The organism is Brevundimonas sp. MEB006b, from assembly GCF_030209705.1.
Lineage (GTDB): Bacteria > Pseudomonadota > Alphaproteobacteria > Caulobacterales > Caulobacteraceae > Brevundimonas.
This window is the reverse complement of record NZ_JARVRL010000005.1, coordinates 627117-648452: the sequence shown is the minus strand read 5'-3', so window position 1 is coordinate 648452 and position 21336 is coordinate 627117. Positions and strand designations below refer to the sequence as shown.

General features: G+C 65.2%; 19 protein-coding genes. 9 read left to right on the top strand and 10 right to left on the bottom strand.

Annotation, left to right across the window (positions count from 1 at the left end; genetic code table 11):
* Positions 1 to 15: 15 nt before the first annotated feature.
* Complete coding sequence (udk, locus tag QRN13_RS09600) at positions 16 to 663, bottom strand: uridine kinase (protein ID WP_284877723.1); 648 nt, start codon at positions 661 to 663, stop codon at positions 16 to 18.
* 158 nt (positions 664 to 821) lie between these two features.
* Here udk and QRN13_RS09595 point away from each other — a divergent pair, with 158 nt between their 5' ends.
* Both QRN13_RS09595 and QRN13_RS09590 read left to right on the top strand, forming a co-directional pair.
* Positions 822 to 2450: a long-chain-fatty-acid--CoA ligase gene (locus QRN13_RS09595; protein WP_284877722.1), complete on the top strand. Its 1629-nt coding sequence runs from the start codon at positions 822 to 824 to the stop codon at positions 2448 to 2450.
* A gap of 18 nt (positions 2451 to 2468) precedes the next feature.
* Positions 2469 to 3137 carry a DUF1499 domain-containing protein gene (locus QRN13_RS09590; protein WP_284877721.1) on the top strand — a complete coding sequence of 223 codons (669 nt, stop codon included), beginning with the start codon at positions 2469 to 2471 and terminating at the stop codon, positions 3135 to 3137.
* Here the strand turns inward: QRN13_RS09590 and QRN13_RS09585 are convergent.
* Entirely contained in the window at positions 3134 to 4036 is a 903-nt protein-coding gene (locus QRN13_RS09585; protein WP_284877756.1) for an MBL fold metallo-hydrolase, read from the bottom strand. The genes QRN13_RS09590 and QRN13_RS09585 overlap by 4 nt on opposite strands.
* 65 nt (positions 4037 to 4101) lie before the next feature.
* Here QRN13_RS09585 and QRN13_RS09580 point away from each other — a divergent pair, with 65 nt between their 5' ends.
* From QRN13_RS09580 to QRN13_RS09570, 3 genes are all read left to right on the top strand, one after another.
* Entirely contained in the window at positions 4102 to 4248 is a 147-nt protein-coding gene (locus QRN13_RS09580; protein ID WP_165116191.1) for a hypothetical protein, read from the top strand.
* 257 nt (positions 4249 to 4505) lie between these two features.
* Positions 4506 to 7379, top strand: a complete 2874-nt coding sequence (locus tag QRN13_RS09575; RefSeq protein WP_284877720.1) for a TonB-dependent receptor plug domain-containing protein — start codon at positions 4506 to 4508, stop codon at positions 7377 to 7379.
* Positions 7380 to 7521: 142 nt separating this feature from the next.
* Positions 7522 to 8076, top strand: a complete 555-nt coding sequence (locus tag QRN13_RS09570; protein WP_284877719.1) for a hypothetical protein — start codon at positions 7522 to 7524, stop codon at positions 8074 to 8076.
* 45 nt (positions 8077 to 8121) lie between these two features.
* Here the strand turns inward: QRN13_RS09570 and metH are convergent, their stop codons facing one another.
* The 5 genes from metH to QRN13_RS09545 are packed head-to-tail and all read right to left on the bottom strand — an operon-like array spanning position 8122 to position 14225.
* Positions 8122 to 10788, bottom strand: coding sequence for a methionine synthase (gene metH / locus QRN13_RS09565; RefSeq protein ID WP_284877718.1), 2667 nt, complete (start codon positions 10786 to 10788; stop codon positions 8122 to 8124).
* Positions 10788 to 11249 (bottom strand): hypothetical protein, encoded by a 462-nt coding sequence (locus QRN13_RS09560; protein WP_284877717.1) that lies wholly within the window; start codon positions 11247 to 11249, stop codon positions 10788 to 10790. The genes metH and QRN13_RS09560 overlap by 1 nt, the downstream gene beginning before the upstream one ends.
* Positions 11246 to 12328, bottom strand: a complete 1083-nt coding sequence (locus tag QRN13_RS09555) for a homocysteine S-methyltransferase family protein (RefSeq protein ID WP_284877716.1) — start codon at positions 12326 to 12328, stop codon at positions 11246 to 11248. Before QRN13_RS09555 ends, QRN13_RS09560 begins: the two co-directional genes overlap by 4 nt.
* Positions 12325 to 13266 carry a methylenetetrahydrofolate reductase [NAD(P)H] gene (metF, locus tag QRN13_RS09550; protein ID WP_284877715.1) on the bottom strand — a complete coding sequence of 314 codons (942 nt, stop codon included), beginning with the start codon at positions 13264 to 13266 and terminating at the stop codon, positions 12325 to 12327. The genes QRN13_RS09555 and metF overlap by 4 nt, the downstream gene beginning before the upstream one ends.
* A complete protein-coding gene (locus tag QRN13_RS09545; RefSeq protein WP_284877714.1) occupies positions 13266 to 14225 on the bottom strand; it encodes an ArsR/SmtB family transcription factor in 960 nt (319 codons plus the stop codon). The genes metF and QRN13_RS09545 overlap by 1 nt, the downstream gene beginning before the upstream one ends.
* A 119-nt stretch (positions 14226 to 14344) precedes the next feature.
* On the opposite strand from QRN13_RS09545, the gene QRN13_RS09540 reads away from it, so the two are divergent.
* Positions 14345 to 14749: an EF-hand domain-containing protein gene (locus tag QRN13_RS09540; protein WP_284877713.1), complete on the top strand. Its 405-nt coding sequence runs from the start codon at positions 14345 to 14347 to the stop codon at positions 14747 to 14749.
* A gap of 2 nt (positions 14750 to 14751) precedes the next feature.
* Here the strand turns inward: QRN13_RS09540 and QRN13_RS09535 are convergent, their stop codons facing one another.
* Entirely contained in the window at positions 14752 to 15678 is a 927-nt protein-coding gene (locus QRN13_RS09535) for a 2-hydroxyacid dehydrogenase (protein WP_284877712.1), read from the bottom strand.
* Between the two features lie 29 nt (positions 15679 to 15707).
* Positions 15708 to 17375: an energy-dependent translational throttle protein EttA gene (gene ettA, locus QRN13_RS09530; protein WP_284877711.1), complete on the bottom strand. Its 1668-nt coding sequence runs from the start codon at positions 17373 to 17375 to the stop codon at positions 15708 to 15710.
* A gap of 219 nt (positions 17376 to 17594) precedes the next feature.
* Here ettA and QRN13_RS09525 point away from each other — a divergent pair, with 219 nt between their 5' ends.
* On the top strand, positions 17595 to 18998 hold the full coding sequence (locus QRN13_RS09525; RefSeq protein WP_284877710.1) for a Do family serine endopeptidase: 1404 nt from the start codon (positions 17595 to 17597) through the stop codon (positions 18996 to 18998).
* Positions 18999 to 19002: 4 nt separating this feature from the next.
* Here the strand turns inward: QRN13_RS09525 and QRN13_RS09520 are convergent, their stop codons facing one another.
* Positions 19003 to 19425, bottom strand: coding sequence for a VOC family protein (locus QRN13_RS09520; RefSeq protein ID WP_153924116.1), 423 nt, complete (start codon positions 19423 to 19425; stop codon positions 19003 to 19005).
* A 74-nt stretch (positions 19426 to 19499) separates the two neighbouring features.
* Between QRN13_RS09520 and QRN13_RS09515 the strand changes: the two genes are divergently transcribed.
* Positions 19500 to 20816, top strand: a complete 1317-nt coding sequence (locus tag QRN13_RS09515; protein ID WP_284877709.1) for a replication-associated recombination protein A — start codon at positions 19500 to 19502, stop codon at positions 20814 to 20816.
* 71 nt (positions 20817 to 20887) lie between these two features.
* Positions 20888 to 21331, top strand: a complete 444-nt coding sequence (locus tag QRN13_RS09510; RefSeq protein ID WP_199059540.1) for a hypothetical protein — start codon at positions 20888 to 20890, stop codon at positions 21329 to 21331.
* Positions 21332 to 21336 lie beyond the last annotated feature (5 nt).

Here is a 21336-nt window from a genome sequence, read left to right as displayed (position 1 = left end):
TCGGAGATGTCTTCGCTAGTCGTCCAGCAGCGCCTGCAGCAACGGATGGGCCAGGACCGGGGCCGCCAGACGCACCACGGCCTGGGGGTCTTCCAGGCGGACGGCGGCCGTCGCATCGGCGACGATGAAGTCGGCGTGGGTGCGCGACGGTTCGGTCAGGCGTTCGTGGCCCGGACGCACCGTTGCCAGATATTGCGCCACGACCGAATCCGCCGACCGGCCCCGCTCGGCCTGGTCGCGCAGCAGGCGGCGGATGAAGCGGATGTCGGCAGGGGTGTCCACGAAGACCCGGATGTCGAACAGGGCGGTCAGATCGGGGGTGCACAGAACATGCGTGCCCTCGACGATCACCAATTCGGCCGCCGGGATCGGCTCGCCGCCCGGCTCGCGGCCGTGATGGATGAAGGAATAGACCGGCGCCGTCACCGCGCGGCCGGCCTTCAGTGCCTTCAGGTCCGCGATCATCAGGTCGTGATCGCGCGCCGTCACATCGTCGAAGTCGAAGTTCGCGGCGTCGAAGCCGGGCAGGGAGGCCGCGTCCTTGTAATAGCTGTCCTCGCGCACCAGCGCGGCCGAACCTTCCGGCAGGGCCGACACCAACGCCTCCGCCAGGGTGCTTTTGCCGGAGCCGGAGCCCCCCGTGATCGCGATCAATATGGTCATGGGCGGCCTTCTAGAGCGGTCGCGCCGCCAACGCCACGGGGGACGATCCGCCGCGCCGTGGCTGACGCTACGTCACGTTGCTTATCGCCGATCACCGATGTTAGCGTCGGCTCAAGCGTCGCATCAAAGCAGACGCATCCAAGGGACAAGGATACGACATGCTGGGCTTGATGCAGGACTGGCCGCTGACGGTCGACAAGATCATCGACCACGCCAAAAACTGGCATGGCGAGCGCGAAGTGGTGACGCGCTCGGTCGAGGGGCCCATCGTCCGCACGACCTACGCCCAGATCCACGAGCGGGCCAAACGCGTGTCCAGCGCGCTGAAGGACTGGGGCGTCCAGCCTGGCGACCGCGTCGCCACCCTGGCCTGGAACACCGCCAACCATATCGAGGCTTGGTACGGCATCATGGGCATCGGCGGGGTGTGCCATACCCTGAACCCGCGCCTGTTCCCCGAACAGCTCGTCTACATCATCAATCACGCCGAAGACCGGATCATCTTCGTCGACCTGACCTTCGTGCCGCTGCTGGAAGCGATCCTGCCGCATATCCCCAAGGTCGAGCGCGTCGTCATTATGACCGACGCCGCCCACATGCCGCAGACGAAGCTGCCCAAGGCCGTCGCCTATGAGGACGCGATCGCCGGTCAATCGACCGACGTGGTTTGGGGCGACTTCGACGAACAGACGGCCTGCGGCCTCTGCTACACATCCGGCACCACGGGCAATCCGAAGGGCGTGCTGTATTCGCACCGCTCCAACTTCCTGCACACCTTCATGGGCCTTCAGGCCACGGTGATGGGCGCTACGCCCAAGGAGGTGATCCTGCCGGTCGTGCCGATGTTCCACGCCAACGCCTGGGGCATCGCCTTCGCCGGTCCCGCCGCCGGCACCAAGCTGGTGATGCCGGGCGCCAAGATGGACGGTCAGTCGATCTATGAGCTGATCGAACAGGAGGGCGTCACCTTCTCGGCCGCCGTGCCGACCGTCTGGCAGGGCCTGTTCGCCCACATGAAACAGAACGGCCTGGGCTTCTCGACCCTGAAGCGCGTGCTGATCGGCGGTTCGGCCTGCCCCGAAAGCCTGATCCGCGGCTTCCAAGACGATTTCGGCGTCGAGGTGACCCATGCCTGGGGCATGACCGAGACCTCGCCCATCGGCACCATCGCCAACCTGCCGCCCGAAATCCTGAAGCTCTCGTACGACGAGCAGATGAAGTACCGCCTGAAGCAGGGCGTGCCGCCGCTGGGCGTCGAGCTGAAGCTGAAGGACGAGGCGGGCGCTGAACTGCCTCACGACGGCGCCACCTTCGGTCGTCTGATGGTCAAGGGGCCGACGATCAGCCGCGCCTACTTCAAGGAAGATGGCTCGATCCTGGACGACGAAGGCTTCTTCGACACCGGCGATGTGGCCACGGTCGACGACCTGGGCTTCATGCAGATCACCGACCGCGCCAAGGACGTGATCAAGTCTGGCGGCGAGTGGATCAGCTCCATCGAGATCGAGAACATCGCCGTCGGCCACCCCAAGGTCGAGATCGCAGCCGTCATCGGCGCGGCCCACCCCAAATGGGACGAACGGCCCGTGCTGATCCTGAAGCTCAAGCCCGACGAGACGCTGGACAAGCAGGAGCATCTGGACTTCCTGACCGGCAAGATCGCCAAATGGTGGATGCCCGACGATGTGGTCGCCGTGGACGACATCCCGCTGGGCGCGACCGGCAAGATCGACAAGAAGCTTCTGCGCGACCGGATGAAGGACTATCGTCTGCCGACCGCTGCCTAAGTTAGAACAGGAGCCTGAATGCCGACCAGAAAGCCCGTACCCGCCATTCTGCCCTGGCTGACGGCGCTTGCGGCGGCGCCCTTTGTGCTGATCGTGGCGGCCGTCACGGCGACGCGGTTCGGCGGGCTCGATCTGGCGATCGGCTATGACCTGCTGACCTGGACCGTGGCGCGCATCCTGGCCTGGGTCGGTCTGGCGGCGGCTCTGGCGGCGGCGGTGCTGGCGCTGCGCGACCTGAAGGGCAGGGGTCTTTATGCGCTGGCGGCGCTAGCTCTCTCGGGCGCGACCGTCGCCGGCTTTGTCTGGCGTCAGGGCCAGGATGCGACGCCCCATCCGCGTGACGTGAGCACCAATCTTGACGAGCCTCCGGGCCTGCCGCGCGCCGCCGGCGTGCGCAGCGGCGCGCCGCAGACCTGTGACGGCGTGGACGCCGTCCCGACCCAGGTCCTGGCCCAGCAGGCGACCTCGGCCCTGGTCGACGCCGGCTTCGTCGTCACCCGCGCCACAACCTTCCAGGTCGAAGCCGTGCACGCCGGCGCCTGGTTCGGTTTCGCCACCGACGCGGTCGTCCGCATCCGCCCCGGCCGTACCGACATCCGCGTCGCCGCCCGCGACAGTCGTCCCGACGGCGGCGCCACCTGCCGTCTCGCCGCGAAAATCACCCGAAACCTGGAGGCGGGACGCTAAGCCAGCCGGAACTGCGCCGACAGGCCGGGCGCGCCATCGCTGATCGCCGCGCCGTCCTCGACCAGCTTGATCAGATGCGCCAGCACCGACAGCGACGCCGCCGGCCACAGCCGCTGATCGACGGCGGCGTACAGAACCGGGACCATCTCCGCGATCGTGCGGTCCCCTGCCTCGAGCCGCTGAAGAACTTGCGCCTCCCGCTCCAGTCGATGCGCGCGATAGGCTTCCAGAAACGGCCGCACCTGCGTCACCGGCGCTCCGTGCGTCGGCCACAACACGTCGAAATCACGCGCGATCACCGCCTCCAGGCTGGCCATATACTGACGCATGTTCCCATCCGGCGGCGCCACGACCGTCGTCGACCAGCCCATGACATGGTCGCCGCAAAACAGCGCGTTCTCCTCGCGCAAGGCGAAGGCTATGTGATTGGACGCGTGACCGGGCGTGAACATCGCCTCGATCGTCCAGCCGTCGCCTTCGATGACCTCGCCGCCCGTCAGCACGACATCGGGCGCGAAGTCGGCATCGTCATCTTCATCGAGCGTACCCGACGCATGCGTTTCCCGCACCGGAGGCCGGGCCGCCCAAATCCGTGCTCCGGTCGCCTCGGCGAACGGCCGGGCTAAAGGCGCATGATCTCGGTGCGTATGCGTCACCAGCACATGGCTGACCCGCCGCCCCTCGACCGCCGCCATCAGCGCCGCCAGATGCGCTTCATCCAGCGGCCCCGGATCAATCACCGCGACCTCGGCCCCTGGATCCGGTCGGCCGACGATATAGGTCCCCGTCCCGGTGAAGGTGAACGGCCCCGGATTGTCGGCGATCACCCGCTGGATCAATGGCGACACCTGATCGCGCCGCCCATAGGCGAAGTCGAACGCCCTTACGAACGGAATCATCGGCACGGCCGCGTTTGGCGCAGAGCTTGCGTTAACGTCTCGGTAATCATGCCTGGAGCGCCCCAATGGCCCGTTCGATCGCCAATGCTGTATCAAATCGGCTCCCGTTCGTCGCGGCGGCGATCCTGTGTCTCGCCGCGGTGCAACTGATCGCCGCCTCCTGCACGCCGGAGCCCGCACCCTATGCGGCGCGGGTGATGATCCAACGTTGAACATATACTGACACTTATGAGCGGCAGCCAGCCAAGCTGATCCAAGAGGCCTACCTTCGGTCGTTTTCTGGCCTGCTAAAGCGGGTGTGTCGTCTCTGTGACAGGTTCGTCTCAGTTGTGGCGTGAATGCGTCTTCGCGCTGGACTTACTTCAAGCGTTGGTATGCTCTCTCGCGCAACCAGCTATTCGGCTGGCACACGGATATGGATTCGGTGGGCTGCAATCGCGGCTCTACATCGATCATGGGAGAGCTATCCTTGAATAACGTCAAATATCGCCGCAGCTTGCTGGCCACTACCATGATTGGTGGCGCCGCACTGGCTATGGCGGCTAGCCCTTCATTCGCTCAGTCGCAGGACGGCACTACCGAGGTCGGTGAAATCGTCGTGACCGGCTCGCGGATCGTGCGCCAGGACTATGTCGCAAACAGCCCCGTGGCCACCGTCAGCGCCGAGCAGATTCAGGCGCGCGGCGATGTGAACGTCGAGCAGATCCTCAACCAGCTTCCGCAAGTTGTGCCCGGCCTGTCGGCCAACTCAAACAACCCGGCCAACGGTTCGGCGACCGTCGATCTGCGCGGCCTCGGCCCGAGCCGCACTCTGGTGCTGGTGAACGGCCGTCGCTTCGTTCCCTACGACAAATCGAACGCCGTCGACCTGAACAGCATTCCTGCCGCGTTGATCGAGCGCGTAGAAGTCGTGAGCGGCGGTGCCTCGGCGACCTACGGCTCCGACGCTCTGGCCGGCGTGGTCAACTTCATCTTCAAGGACAACTTCGAAGGTCTGGCGGTCAACACTCAATACGGCGTCTCCGGCTTCGGCGACGGCGAGCAGTTCAACGCCTCGGCCATGTTCGGCGCCAATATCGCTGACGGTCGCGGTAATGTGACCGGCTTCGTCGGCTATGCCGACCGTGACGGCTTCCTGCCGAACGAAGATCGTCCCTGGGCGCTCAGCAGCAACGCAGGCGGTTCCGGCACCGGCATCTATGGTGGTCTGAACAACCTCGGCACCAACAACTATACGGCCGTCGGCTGCTCGACGGCGCCGACCCCTTGCCGCCGCTCGTTCCGTACCGCTGGCGTCCCAGGACAGTTCAACAACGACTTCGGCTTGGGCGCTTCCAGCGACCGTTACGATTTCGCACCGGTCAACCTGCTGCAGTCGCCGTCGGAACGCTACAATGCGGTTCTGTTGGGTCACTATGACATCAACGACACCTTCACGGCGTTCACCGAAGTCTTCTATACCAACACCCGCAACAACATTCAGTTGGCGCCGACGCCGGCGACCGGGATCAACATCCCTTACGGCAACTACTTCGTGCAGAACTACCCCGCGCTGCTAGCCTACGCCAACTCGCGCCCCAATCCGACGGCTCCGCTGAACTTCGATCGTCGTATGGCTGAAGTCGGCGCCCGCGTCGAGAGCCACGACACCAACGTCCTTCAGTTCAATGGCGGTCTTCGCGCCAACTTGGGCGGCGACTGGAAGGCTGAAGGCGTTTATGCCTACGGCCGCACGGAACTGCGCACCTCGATTGAAAACGATGTGTCGCGTTCGCGTCTGGCCGCCGCGCTGGCCGCCGGCGGTACGGCGACGAGCTGCGCCGCGTCTTCGCTGCAACTCTTCCCGGGCTGTGTTCCGGTCAATCTGTTCGGCGCCGGCACCATCACCCCGCAGGCCGCAAACTTCATTCGCCTGAACTTCGCCGACACCAGCATCTTTGAACGTCAGAACCTGACCTTCAACGTCACCGGCACCGCCTTCGAACTGCCCGCCGGTCCGCTGTCGGTCGCTTTCGGCGCCGAATATCGTGAAGACAAGCTGAGCTTCACGCCGGACGCCGCCAAGGCTTCGGGCGACATCTTCGGCTTCAACGCCGAGCGCCCTGTCGCTGGTCGTACGGAATCGAAGGAACTCTATGCGGAAGCTGTAATCCCGCTGGTTCGCGACGTGCCGTTCATCAAGTCGCTGGAGCTGGAAGTCGGCGCCCGCATGGCGGACTACGACACGGTCGGCAAGATTTACGCGTACAAGGCTGGCGGCTCGTGGGAGCCTGTCGACAGCCTGCGCTTCCGCGGCATCTATCAACGCGCCGTGCGTGCGCCGAACGTCTTTGAGCTGTTCCAAGCCAACGACCAAGGCTTCCCGGCGGTTCTGGACCCTTGCACCACGCGTAACCCGTCGTCGGGCGCCTCTCGTACCCTGTCGGCTGGCGTGCGGAACTTCTGCACCGCGCAACTTGGTTTCGATCCGGTGGCCACCGGCTTCGTCGCTCAGAACACGCAAACAGAGTCGTTCTTCTACGGCAACCCGAACCTGACCGAAGAAACGTCGGACACGGTCACGCTGGGCGCTGTCTGGCAGCCGACCTTTGTTCCGGGTCTGTCGATGTCGCTCGACTACTATGACATCAAGGTCGAGGACTACATCGGCACCATCTTCGGCGGCGTTTCCGGCATCGTGAACCAGTGCTTCGCGGCTGGCGCCGCAGCTTCGGGCGCGACGGGCGCTCCGGTCTCGGCAGTTGCAGAGTGCAACAACGCTGGCATCGGTCTGCCTCTGATCTATCGTGATCCGGCCGGAAACCTGAAGGCGCGCGCACCGCTGGGCAACGTCTCGCAACTGCAAACCAGCGGCGTGGACTTCTCGACGCGTTACGGCTGGAACGTTCCGTGGGGCGGCGGCTTCTGGGGTCAGAAGCTGGACGTCGCTGTCAACCTGACCTACCTGGACAGCTACGAGCTGGACGGCATCGAGTATAAGGGCACGGTCGGCGCCTACAACATCAGCGCCAGCCTGCCGGAATGGAAGGCAAACGTTTCGCTCGGCTACGACTTCGGTCCGGTCCGCGTGAACTATTCCGGCACCTACATCGACGCCATGGACAACCAGGGCAACATCCCTGACTTCCAGGACGGCGGCTATGTCGGCACCGACTCCTATTGGTACCACGACGTCAGCGCCTCGTATGATTTCAACGACAACGTTGAAATCTTCGGCGGCGTTCGCAACCTGGCGGACAAGGCCCCGCCGGTGTTCGACAACGCCAACGACGGCAACACCGACCCGAACAACTTCGACGTGGTCGGCCGCTACTTCTTCGTGGGCGCTCGCCTGAAGTATTGATCCGTCTCGGATCACCGACACTGAGGCGGCGGGGCAACGCTCCGCCGCCTTTTTCGTTTAAGCGGCGCCGTAGAAAAACCATTCGGGCGGGCGAGCGTTACGGATCGTCGCCATTGTGCGACGCGCCCCTTCAAGGAAGATCATGCTGAAATTTGTCGTTCCCGGACTGTCGGTCCTGTCGCTGCTGGCTGTCGGCGCGGCGGTCGCTCAAACGCAGGATGGACCGATCGTGACGGGTAATCGCTCGGGCGAGACCGCCGATGCGTTGAAGACGCGGGAGGCCATCGCCTATGCACGGCCGTTGCCGCGGGGCGCGCCGAGCGCCGACTATCCGCTGGTGGCGTGGTGCGATGCGCTGGTGACCGGACATGCTGATCTGGGCGAGACGCTGACGTCGCGCGCGCCGGAGGATGTCGAGCTGGTGCGTCTGGGTCGTCTCGAAGCCCAGGATTTCCGCAGCGCCCTGGCGGCGGCTGCGCCGCGTCAGTCGGCGGCTTCGAAGGCCGAGGCTGAGCAGGCGGTCGCCGCCGTCAAGGCGCAGTGGGCGCCGTTGATGGCAAACCCCGACGCCGAGGCGCGCAGCCAGTCGTTCGGCCTGTTCTTCGGTCTGCCGGGTCGCTGCGAGCACGCCGCGCGCCGCCTGCGCGACAACATCACCACGCCGCCCGCCACGCTGGAGAGCGTTGGCATCAACTGATCGGTTCGGCTGTTACCGGATGACAGACGGCGGCTTGAGCCCGGCTCAAGCCGCCGTTTCGCGTTTGGCGGCGTAGGGATCGTAGTTGAGGATGGGCGCCAGCCAGCGCTCAGCCGTGGCGACGTCCCAGCCCTTGCGGCGGGCGTAGTCCTCGACCTGGTCCAGATCGATCTTGCCCACGCCGAAATAATGGCTGCCCGGATGGCCGAAGTAGAGGCCCGACACCGAGGCTGGCGGCGTCATGGCGTAGCTTTCGGTCAGGGCCATGCCGGCGTGGTCTTCGGCCTGCAGCAGGCGGAACAGGGTGGCCTTTTCCGTGTGATCGGGCTGGGCGGGATAGCCGGGGGCAGGGCGGATGCCCTGGTATTGTTCGGCGATCAGCGCGTCGATGTCGGCCGTTTCGTCGGCGGCGTAGCCCCACAGTGTGGTGCGGACCGCCTTGTGCAGCCGTTCGGCGAAGGCCTCGGCCAGACGGTCGGCCAGGGCCGTCGCCAGGATGGCTGAATAGTCGTCGCCGGCGTCCTTGAACCGTTTGGCGATCTCCAACTCGCCGTGACCGGCGGTGACGGCAAAGGCGCCGATATAGTCTTCACCCTTCTCGGCGATGAAGTCGGACAGGGCCAGGTTCGGCTTGCCGTTCGACTTCTTGATCTGCTGGCGCAGGGTGTGGAAGCGGGCGATCTCCGCATCCCGGCTCTCGTCGGCATAGACGACGACATCATCGCCGTCGGCGTGGGCGGGCCAGAAGCCGACCACGCCCTTGGCCGTGAACCACTTCTCGTCGATGATCCGCTTCAGCATCACCTGCGCGTCGGCGAAAAGGTCACGCGCCGCCTCGCCGACGATCTCGTCGTCCAGGATCAGCGGATAGCGGCCGATCAGCTCCCAGCTTGCGAAGAAGGGCGTCCAGTCGATGTGGTCGGCCAAGTCCTGCAGGTCCCAGGCGTCGAACGCCTTCACGCCGAGGAAGGATGGTTTGCCGGGCATGGGCTGGGTGGGGTCGATGCGGAAGCGGTTCTCGCGCGCCTGGGCCAGGGTGGCTCGCGCCTTCACTTCTTGGCCGCGGGCATATTGCTCGCGGATGCGAATGTACTCGTCGCGGGTGGCGGCCTCGTTCTTCGCGCGCTCGGTCTTGGACAGCAGGCCCGAAACGACGCTGACGGCGCGCGACGCGTCGACGACATAGGTGGTCGAGCCCCGGCGGTAGGCGGGCTCGATCTTTACCGCCGTATGGGTGCGGCTGGTGGTGGCGCCCCCGATCAGCAGGGGGATGTTGAAGCCGCGCCGCTCCATTTCGGCGCCGACGAAGACCATTTCATCCAGCGACGGCGTGATCAGGCCGGACAGGCCGATGATGTCGACATTGTGCGCCTTGGCCTCGTCCAGGATGCGGTCGGCCGGGACCATGACGCCGAGGTCGATGACCTCGTAGTTGTTACATTGCAGCACGACGCCGACGATGTTCTTGCCGATGTCGTGGACGTCGCCCTTGACGGTGGCCATCAGGATGCGGCCCGCCTGCTCGCGCGGCTTGCCGGCCTTCTCGGCCTCCATGAAGGGCTCCAGCCAGGCGACGGCCTGTTTCATCACGCGGGCGGATTTCACCACCTGCGGCAAGAACATCTTGCCCGAGCCGAACAGGTCGCCGACCACGTTCATCCCATCCATCAGCGGGCCTTCGATCACGTGCAGCGGGCGCTCTGAAGCCAAGCGCGCCTCTTCGGTGTCGACCTCGATAAACTCCGTGATGCCGTTAACCAGGGCGTGTTCGATCCGCTTGCCAACCGGCTGGTCGCGCCATTTCAGATCGACGACGCGGGCCTGACCCTTCTCGCCCTTGTAGCGGGGCGCCATGTCGACCAGACGCTCGGTATTCGAGACATTGGTCCGCTGCGGCCGGTTCAGGATCACATCCTCGACCGCCTCGCGCAGTTCGGCGTCGATGTCGTCATAGACCGGCAGGTCGCCGGCGTTGACGATTCCCATGTCCATGCCGGCGTTGATGGCGTGGTACAGGAAGACGCTGTGGATTGCGCGGCGCACCGGCTCGTTGCCGCGGAAGCTGAACGAGACGTTCGACACGCCGCCCGAGATGCGGGCGTAGGGCAGGGTGCGTTTGATCTCCCGCGTCGCCTCGATGAAATCGACGGCGTAGTTGTCGTGCTCCTCGATCCCTGTCGCTACGGCGAAGATGTTGGGGTCGAAGATGATGTCTTCAGGCGGGAAGCCGACCTCGTTGATCAGGATGTCATAGGCGCGGGTGCAGATCTCAATCTTGCGGGCGGCGGTGTCGGCCTGGCCGACCTCGTCGAAGGCCATGACCACGACGGCGGCGCCGTAGCGCAGGCATTTGATCGCATGGTCGCGGAAGGCCTGTTCGCCCTCCTTCATGCTGATCGAGTTGACGATCGGCTTGCCCTGAACGCATTTCAGGCCCGCCTCGATCACCTCCCATTTGGAGCTGTCGATCATCACCGGCACGCGGGCGATATCGGGCTCGGCCGCGATCAGGTTCAGGAAGGTCCGCATGGCGACGACGCCGTCCAGCAGGCCTTCGTCCATATTGACGTCGATGATCTGGGCGCCAGCCTCGATCTGCTGGCGTGCGACGTCCAAGGCGGCCGAATAGTCGCCCTCGACCACCAGCTTGCGGAATTTGGCCGAGCCGGTGACGTTGGTCCGCTCGCCGACATTGATGAAGGTGGGACGCATCAGAATGTAGGGCCCTTAATCGAAAGCAATTTGCGGCGGTGCCAAGCGCTTTTCTTGATGGACCGCGCGCGTCGGCAGGACCGAATCGAAACTGCCGTTGATGTCATCGCTTCACGTACGCCGCGACTGTTGAGAAACAGCCAAGACCGAACTGGATATCCATTTGGGCCTGCAATGGATACGCCGCGTCCAGCCATTATTGAGTCGCAGGCCGCTAGAAGCCGATTTACATCTTTCTCACTCTGTAGAATCTCATAGCTCCAACCGACATCCAACTCGGTGCGAAGCTCAAAGCTGCCAATCGCAACTTCAACTAATGAGAAGTCCTCGCCCGATCCCAGCCGAAATAGGATCGCTTTTTCTGATTCATGGTCGATCGAGCATTGAGGATTCTCACGGGAGAACTGCCGCAACTGCTCGCGGAGGCTGCGGAAAGCAGCGACCTCTGCGGTCTTGCTCACGCCACCATCTCGAACGGTTCGAGGCCGGATAGCCGCAAGGCCACCGGTCGATCCGGGATGGCGCGCGGCTTCAGCGGCGCGACCTCTTCGGCGACGTGCCTGATATGATCCGGCGTTGTGCCGCAGCAGCCGCCGACGATGTTGACCAGGCCTGAGGCGGCCCATTCCTCGATGAAGTGGGCGGTCTCGTGCGGTTCCTCGTCGTACTGGCCCATGGCGTTGGGCAGGCCGGCGTTGGGGTAGGCGGCGACCAAGGTGTCGGCGACGCGGCTCAGCTCGGCGATGAAGGGTCGCATTAGGTCGGCGCCCAGGGCGCAGTTGAAGCCGACGGCGAAGGGTTTGGCGTGGCGCACGCTGTTCCAGAAGGCTTCCGCCGTCTGGCCCGACAGGGTGCGGCCCGAGCGGTCGGTGATGGTGCCCGAAATCCAGATGGGCAGGGCGTCTAGCCCCTCGTCTTCCAGGTCCTTGATCGCCTTGATCGCGGCCTTGCAGTTCAGCGTGTCGGTGATGGTCTCGATCAGATAGAGATCGACCCCGCCCTCGTTCAGGGCCTTCACCTGATGGCGATAGGCCTCATAGACCTGGTCGAAGGTCACGCTGCGGGCGCCGGGGTCGTTCACGTCGGACGACATCGACAGCATCTTGTTCAGCGGACCGATCGAGCCGGCGGCGAAGCGCGGCTTGTGCGGCTCCTTTTCCGTCCATCGGTCGGCCGAGGCGCGGGCCAGTTTCGCGCCTTCCAGATTGATGTCCCACACCGCCTGGGCGTCCAGAGCGTAGTCCTCCTGGGCGATGGTTGTGCCCGAGAAGGTGTTGGTCTCGCTGATGTCGGCGCCGGCGCCGAAATACTGGTCGTGCAGGTCGGCGATGACGTCGGGGCGGGTGATGCAGAGGATGTCGTTGTTCCCCTTCATCTGGTGTTTCTCGTCATAGCCGTTGGCGGCGACGAAGCGGTCGGCGCGGAAGTCGGCTTCGTCCAGCCCGCGACGCTGGATCATGACACCCCAACTGCCATCGAGGACCAGGATGCGTTCCTTGGCCGCCTGATGCAGGGCGGCGATGCGTTCTGCGCGAGTCATTGGGCTGCCGCCGTCTCGCGCACGCCCAGAACGCGACAGATCGCATAGACGAGGTCGGCGCGGTTCAGGGTGTAGAAGTGGAAGTCCGAGAAACCCTCTTCCTGCAGACGCGCGCAGGTCTCGGCGGCGACGGAGGCGGCGAGCAGTTTGCGGGTTTCGGGATCGTCGTCCAGGCCGTCGAAATGCGCCTTCAGCCACTCAGGGATGCTGGCGCCGCACGCGTCGCACATCCGCGTCAGGCCGGCGAAGTTTGACACCGGCATGACGCCGGGGATCAGGGGGATGGTGACGCCCGCCGCCCGCACCCGGTCGCGGAACCGCAGGAAGGCGTCGATGTCGAAGAAGAACTGGCTGACCGCGCGGGTCGCGCCGGCGTCGACCTTGGCCTTCAACACATCGATGTCGTGATCGATGGAGGGGCTTTCGGGATGGCGTTCGGGATAGGCGCCGACCGTGACGTCGAAGCCGCCGATGCGGTTGATGGCGGCGGTCAGTTCGGTGGCGTTGGCGTAGCCGTCGGCGCGCGGCTGATAGACGCCGCCGATCCCGGCACCACCGGGCGGATCGCCGCGCAGAGCCACGATGTGATCGACGCCGATCGCCTTGTACCCTTCGATGACCTCGTCGACTTCTTCGCGGCTGGCCTCGACGCAGGTCAGGTGGGCGGCAGGGCGTAGCGAGGTCTCGGTGATGATGCGCTGGACTGTGCGGTGGGTCCGCTCGCGGGTCGAACCGCCGGCGCCGTAGGTGACGGAGACGAAGGCGGGGTTCAGCGGCTCCAGACGGCGGATCGCCTTCCACAGATTGGCCTCGGCCTCATCGGTCTTTGGCGGGAAGAATTCGAACGAGACGCGCACGTCGTCGCGGTTGGACCCCGCGCGAGCGACAGGGCCCAGGGGCGACAGCAGCAGGGCGCGGGCGTCAGCTAAGGAGGCCATCAGGCGGTCTTTCTGTCCTGGACGCGGCGTTCCGCCGTCCAGATGGTCACAGTCAGGCCCTCGGCGTCATGCGGCAGGGCGATGGGGGCGGAGGGCGTAAGGCCGCCGTCCTGCAGCCAGCCTTTGATCTCGCTGTCGGCGAAACCCAGACGGCGATGCTGGTGCGCCTCGCGCATGTGTTCGAAGTCGTGGGGGGCGAAGTCGATGATGACCAGACGGCCGTTCGGACTGACCAGGCGGGCGGCCTCGGCGACGGCGGCGGACGGATCGGACAGGTAGTGCAGTACCTGATGCACGATCACCAGATCGGCGCTGGCGGCGGGCAGGCGGGTGGCGAAGATGTCGCCGTGGCGCAGTTCGACCTGTTCCACACCCGCCTTGGTGACGTTGGTGCGGGCGATGTTCAGCATGTTCTGGCTGAGGTCCAGCCCGACCGACATCTTCGCCTTCTTGCCGAACAGGGTCAGCATCCGGCCAGAACCTGTGCCCAGATCGACGACCCGTTCGAAGGGGCCGGGACCCACAGCCTTTTCCAGCGCCGCCTCGACGGCGCTTTCGCTGACGTAGAGCGAACGCAGGCGGTCCCACTGGGGCGCGACCTGTTCGAAATAGCTGGCGGCGGCTTCCTCGCGGTCCTTGCGGACCTCGTCCAGACGCCGATGATCGGCTTCACCGGCGTCTTCGGCCAGGATGTCCAGCACCGTGTCGATCAGCCGGCGCGCCTGGGCGTCATGCGACAGACGGTAATAGACGCGGGCGCCGTCGGGAAAGCGTTCGATCAGCCCGGCGTCGGTCATCAGCTTGAGATGGCGCGACACCCGGGGTTGGCTCTGGTCCAGGATGCGGGACATTTCCATGACCGACAGCTCTTCGCCCGCCAGCAGCGACAGAACGCGCAGACGGGTGGGTTCGCCGGCGGCGCGGAGGGCTTCGACAGTCTGATCTGCGGACAAACTCATATGCTCATATAAAGATATCCTTATATGATTTGGCAAGTGAAATCGGTTTCTTGGAAACGCGTCGACGGGAATGGTTTGTGCGCGCGTTAAAGCCCACAGACCCGTCTTGGAGTGATCTCATGCGTAGCCTGTTCATTGCCGCCCTTGCTCTCCCCGCCGCCAGTCCGGCGTTCGCCCAGAGCGATTTTCCCGAGATGCCAGCGCCTCAAATGTCTGGACCTGAAATGTCAGGGCGGCCCATGGGCGGACAGATGCGGCCGCCGGAGCGCGAAAACCTGGCCCAGATGCAGGCGCGCATGACCCAGATGTTCAACCGCCTAGACGCCAATGAAGACGGCGTGGTCGACGCCAGCGAACTGGCCAATGCGCGCGGCGGTCGTATGCTGACGCGCTTCGACGCCGATGCGGACGGGCGCATTACTCGCGAGGAGTTCGACGTGGGCCTCGCCGCCGCCTTCAAGGCGATGGACAAGAACGGCGACGGCGTGGTGACGGCGGACGAGCGGCCGCAGCGTCCCCGCTGAAGTCAGACGACGGGCGTCTTCAGCGGCTCGCCCGTGAAATGCGCCTGCAGATTTTCGATCAGCAGCATCAGCATGCCCTGCACCCCGGCGGTCGTGGCCCCGGCGGTGTGGGGCGTGAGAATGACATTGGGCACGTCGGCCCAGCGCGCTGGGTCCGTCGGCTCCTCGACGAAGACATCCAAGGCGGCCTGACCCAATGTCTCTAACTTCAAGGCGGCGATCAGGGCGTCCTCGTCCACGACCTGACCGCGCGAGACGTTGACCAGAAGGCCGTCGGGGCCAAGCGCCTCGATGATGTCCTGCGAGATCAGGCCGCGATTGGTCTCGTCCGCCTTGCAGGCGACGACCAGGATATCGCTGGCCTTGGCGAGCGCCAGCAGGCTGTCGGCGCGTGGCCATTCGGCGTCGTGCGGCCGCGGCCCCCACCAACTGACCGCCATTCGGAAGGCCTCGGCGCGGTCGGCGACGGCCTTGCCGATGTGGCCCAAGCCGATGATGCCCAGCTTCTGGCCGGCGAGCGACGTCGTGATGGTGCGCGTCTCGAAGGTCCAGCCGCCGGCGCGGACCTGACGGTCGCCCGAGGCGATCTGGCGGCGTGCTGCCAGGATCAAGCCCAAGGCGTGATCGGCGACATCCTCGTGATTGACGCCAGGGGCGTGGGTGACGGGCAGACCGCGCTGGCGGCACCAGTCGATGTCGATCCCGTCATAGCCGGAGGTGAAACAGGCCACGAGGTCGAGGTTCGGCAGGCGTTCGATCAGCGCCTTGTCCAGGGCCGCCTCGCCGGCGACGACCATGACGCGGATGTCGTGGGCGGCCTCGATCGGCGGACCTTCCCAGAAGCGATAGACGTCGTAGGCGCTCTCCAGAAATCCCGAGAGCGGCGCAAGATGCCGCTGCATGATGAGAACGGCGGGGCGTTGGGTCATGCAGCGGCTCCTCTTGTCAGGTCAGGCGATCAGCGGCCGAACTTCTGGTGCTGGATGCGCTTGGGTATGATGCTGTCGGCGCCCAGGCGGCGCATCTTGTCCTGTTCGTAGGCTTCGAAGTTGCCCTCGAACCATTCCACATGGCCGTCGCCCTCGAAGGCGAGGATGTGGGTGGCCAGACGGTCAAGGAACCAGCGGTCGTGGGAGATGACCACCGCGCAGCCGGCGAACTCTTCCAGAGCCTCTTCGAGGTTCTGAAGGGTTTCGATGTCCAGGTCGTTGGTCGGTTCGTCGAGCAGGATCAGATTGCCGCCCGAGGCCAGGGTCTTGGCCAGGTGGACGCGGTTGCGCTCACCGCCGGACAGCTGGCCGACCTTCTTCTGCTGGTCGCCGCCCTTGAAGTTGAAGCTGCCGACATAGGCGCGGGTGTTGATCTCGCGCTTGCCGACCATCATCACGTCGGTGCCGCCCGAGATGGCCTGCCAGATGGTTTCGTCCGGCTTCAGGTCGTCACGCGACTGATCGACATAGGCCAGTTTAACGGTTTCACCGACCTTGATCGTGCCGCCGTCAGGCTGTTCTTGGCCGGTGATCAGCTTGAACATGGTCGACTTGCCGGCGCCGTTCGGGCCGATGACGCCGACGATGCCGTTGGGCGGCAGTTTGAAGGTCAGGTTGTCGAACAGCGTCTTGTCGCCGTAGGTCTTTTGCAGACCCTCGACTTCCAGAACGACGTTGCCGAGGCGCGGCCCGGGTGGGATCTGGATGTGGGCGTGCGTCTGGGCGCCGCGCATCGATTCCTGTTCCTCGACCATCCGCTCATAGGCGGCCAGACGGGCCTTGGACTTGGCCTGACGGGCCTTGGCGCCCGAACGCACCCATTCCAGTTCGCGGGTGAGGGCGCGCTGTCGGGCTTCGGATTCCGACTGCTCCTGCACGACGCGCTTGGTCTTGGCTTCCAGCCACGAGGAATAGTTGCCCTCGTGCGGGTGGCCCTTGCCGCGGTCCAGCTCCAGCGTCCACTTGGTGACGAGGTCAAGGAAGTAGCGGTCGTGGGTCACGAGGATGACGCAGCCGGGGAAGTTTTCCAGGTGGTGCTGCAGCCAAGCGACGGATTCGGCGTCCAAGTGGTTGGTCGGTTCGTCGAGCAGCAGCATGTCGGGCTTGGACAGCAGCAGTCGGGCCAAGGCCACTCGGCGCTTTTCACCGCCGGACAGATTGGTGACTTCCCAGTCGTCGGGCGGGCAGCGCAGGGCGCCCATGGCCTGGTCGATGCGGCTGTCGATGTCCCAGACGTCGCCGGCGTCGATCTTCTCCTGAAGGGAGGTCATCTCCTCCATCAGTTCGTCGGTGTAGCTTTCGCCCAGTTCGGCGGCGACTTCGTTGAAGCGGTTGACCCACTGCTTCTCTTCGCACCATGCCTCGACGTTCTGGCGCACGTTCAGGGCCGGATCGAGCTGGGGCTCCTGTTCCAGATAGCCGCGCTTGATGCCGTCGGCGGCGCGGGCCTCGCCGTTGAACTCGTTGTCCAGGCCGGCCATGATCTTCAGCAGGGTGGATTTACCCGAGCCGTTGACGCCGACGACGCCGATCTTGGCGTCGTTGTAGAAGCTGAGCCAGATGTTCTCGAAGATCTTGCGGCCGCCGGGGAAGGTCTTGGTCAGACCCTGCATCTGGAAAATATATTGCTGCGCCATGAGGTGCGGTGCGCCCTTCGGGTTCGTCGGATTGGGAGGTTTGGGCGGATGTAGCGATCCTGCGCGCGAAGGGCAAATATGGCGGGCAGGCGGCCGGACGGAACGGCTGTAAAGCTTGTCCGTTGATGACATTCACACGCCTTGATCCGGCCCGAAACCGGGTGCGGAATGGCGTCATTCTACGCTTGCCAGTCTCGGATGCCCCAGTCTCGGATGCCCATGAAGACCCGATCGATCGTGCTCGCCGCCGCCTTCGCCCTGTCGGCGTGCGGCAATCCCTCGAATTCCCAGGCGCAGGAGGGCGAGTTCGCCCAACCGACGCGCACCGCTCCGGCCGATGCGGCGGGGATGAAGTCCAGCTTCGCGCCGGTGGTGCGATCCGCCGCGCCGGCCGTGGTCAATATCTCGGCGCGCAGCGTGCAACGCGTGCAGGCCGATCCCTTCTTCCAGTTCTTCGGCGGCGGCATTCCCCAGGCGCGGGTGGCGGAATCAGTCGGTTCCGGCGTCATCGTCCGCTCTGACGGGATCGTCGTGACCAACAACCACGTCATCGACGGCGCCCAGCAAATCAAGGTCGTGCTGAACGATCGGCGCGAGTTTCCCGCCACCGTCATCCTGGCCGACGAGCGTAGCGACATCGCCGTGCTGAGGCTGGAGAACGTCAGCGACCGCCTGCCGGTGCTGGCCATCGACGATCAGGAAGAGCAGCAGGTCGGCGATCTGGTCCTGGCCATCGGCAATCCGTTCGGCGTGGGCCAGACGGTGACGAACGGCATCATTTCGGCTCTGAACCGGACCGAGACCGGCATTTCCGACAGCGGGTCCTTCATCCAGACCGATGCGGCCATCAATCCCGGCAACTCGGGCGGGGCGCTGGTGGACATGGACGGCGACCTGATCGGCATCAACACCGCCATCTTTTCGCGCTCGGGCTCCTCGGCCGGGGTCGGGTTCGCGGTGCCGGCGGCCATGGTCAAGCGGGTGGTCGACAGCGCAGTGGGCGGCGCGACGGCTGTGGTTCGGCCGTGGCTGGGCGTGAAGGGCGATACTGTGACTGGCGACATCGCCGGCAGCCTGGGCCTGAGCCGACCGCAGGGGCTGGTCGTCACCGACGTCTACGCAAACGGTCCGGCCGCGCGCGCCGGCATTCGTCAGGGCGACGTCATCACCGCCGTCGATGGTCAGGAGATCAACGACCAGAACGGGCTGAACTACCGCGTCGGCTCGCGCAATCCGAACGATCAAGTGCAGGTGTCCATCCTGCGCGACGGTCGGGCGCAGACCGTGACGGCGCGGGTTCAGACCCTGCCGGGCGACGCCGATCCGAAGCAAGGGGTGACGATCCAGTCCGGCCCCTTCGCCGGCGCCGAGGTCGTCGCGCTCAGCCCTGCTCTGGCAGACCGCCTGGGCGGCGATCCGTTCGCGACGGGCGTCATCGTGACCGGCGTGTCCGGGCGCGGCTATGCGGCGCGTGCGGGATTCCGTCAGAACGATCTGATCGTCAGCATCAATGGCCGCGCCATCGGCTCGGCCCGCGATGTCGAGGCCGCCAGTTCCGGTCGCGGCCCGTGGGAGGTCGTCGTCAACCGTGGCGGCCGTCAGATTCGCGGCGTGCTGAGATAGGTCGTCAGGCCTTCGTCGGCCCGCCGATCGACCAGGTGTGGCCGAAGGGGTCGCGCAGGACGCCGTAGCGGTCGCCCCAGAACTGATCGGCCATGTCCAGCACAGGTTCCGCGCCGCCGACGATCATGGCGCGCGTCCACCAGGCGTCGGGATCAGCGACCTGAAGATGCAGGGTCACGCCGGCGGGCCGCACATCCTGCGAACCGCCGTATTCCGGAAATTCGTCATTCAACATGACGCTGGCGCCGTTGATCCTCAGGTGGGCGTGCATCAGCCGCTCGCCGTCGTCGGCGAGACGGCGGTCCAACACCTCGGCCCCGAAGGCGATGATATAGAAATCGATCGCCGCAGAGGCCCCGCGCGACGGGATTGTCAGATGCGGCGTCACGCCAGAAGTCGGACCCTGGTTCGGATTGGCGTCGGTCATGGTGCGGTCTCCGTGGCGGTTCGCGATACTAACGCGTGAAAAGCCTTTGGCGAACGCCTACATAGGTCGCACCCATGAGCGACCTGTTCGAAGCCTCCGGCATTCTGCCCCCCGACGCCCCCTTGGCCGACCGCCTGCGTCCGCGCACGCTGGACGAGGTGGTGGGGCAGGATCATCTGCTGGGGCCAGGCGGGCCGATCCGGCGCATGATCGAGGCGGGGCGGTTGGGGTCGATGATCCTGTGGGGACCGCCGGGGACGGGCAAGACCACGATCGCGCGCCTGCTGGCCCAGGCCGCGGGCTATGAGTATCAGGCGATCAGCGCGGTGTTTTCGGGCGTCGCCGATCTGAAGAAGGCGTTCGAGGCGGCGCGGATGCGGCGTGCAGCGGGACAGAGCACGCTGCTGTTCGTCGATGAGATCCACCGCTTCAACCGCGCCCAGCAGGACGGCTTTTTGCCGTTCGTCGAGGCAGGCGTGGTGACCCTGGTCGGGGCCACGACGGAAAACCCGAGCTTCGAGCTGAACGGCGCCTTGCTGTCGCGCAGTCAGGTCTATGTGCTGAAGCGGCTGGACGACGCGGCATTGGATCAGCTGCTGAGCCGGGCCGAGACGCATATGGACCGGACCCTGCCGCTGACGCCGGAGGCGCGACAGGCGATGCTGGCCCTGGCCGACGGCGACGGGCGGTATCTGCTGACGATGTCGGAGGTGCTGTTCGACCTGCCTGAGCGCGAAAAGCTGGACGTGCAGGGGCTGGCGGGCGTGCTGCAACGCCGGGCGCCCGCCTACGACAAGAGCCGAGAAGAACACTATAACCTCATATCCGCACTGCATAAATCGGTTCGGGGCTCCGACCCCGACGCGGCGCTCTATTGGCTGGCGCGCATGTTGAACGGTGGGGAGGATCCGCTTTATCTGGCGCGTCGGATCGTGCGGATGGCGGTCGAGGACATCGGCGAGGCCGATCCGCTATCGATCTTGGTCGCCAACGCGGCCAAGGACACCTACGATTTCCTGGGCAGTCCCGAGGGTGAACTGGCTTTGGCTCAGGCGGTGGTTCACCTGGCCACGGCGCCCAAGTCGGTCGGGGTCTATGAGGCGTTCAAGGCGGCCAAGAAGGCGGCCTATGAGACAGGGTCGCTTATGCCGCCCGCCCATATCCGCAACGCCCCGACCAAGCTGATGAAGTCGCTGGGGTACGGCAAGGGCTATCAATACGACCCCGACACGCCCGAGGGCTTTTCGGGCGCGAACTTCTTTCCCGACGAGATGGACCGTCGCACCTTCTACAAGCCGAAGGGCGAGGGGCACGAAGAGAAGGTCAAGGCGCGTTTGGAGCGCTGGGCCGAGATGCGAGCACGGCTGGCGGCGGACGCGTCCGGCGACTGACTGAACGCTGTTCATTGTCGCCAGTCGATAAGGCGGTTAGCGTTCCGGCCTGACATCCTTGGGAGGGGACGATGATCGAGACAGTGAAAACGCCCTGGCATCTGTGGCTGGTGGGCGTGTTGTCTTTGTTGTGGAACGGGTTCGGAGCGTTCGACTTCATCCAGACTACGACGCGGGGCGAGGCCTACATGCGGGCGGCGGGTTTCGACGACGCCATGGTCGCGTATTACGAGGCCATGCCCGGCTGGATGTATCTGCCGTGGACGCTGGGAGTCTGGGGTGCGGTGATCGGTTCGGTGCTGCTGCTTTTGCGCCGGCGTTGGGCGGTTCCGGCCTTCGGTCTGTCGCTGCTGGGCGCGTTGATCAGCCTGATCTATGGCAAGTTGATCGATCCTCCGCCGCCGGCGCCGCCCGAACTGGCGGCCATGAGCTGGATGCCGATCGTCATCCTGCTGATTGCGGTTCTACTGTTTGGTTATGCGTTCAATATGCGCAAACGCGGCGTGCTGCGCTGATGGGC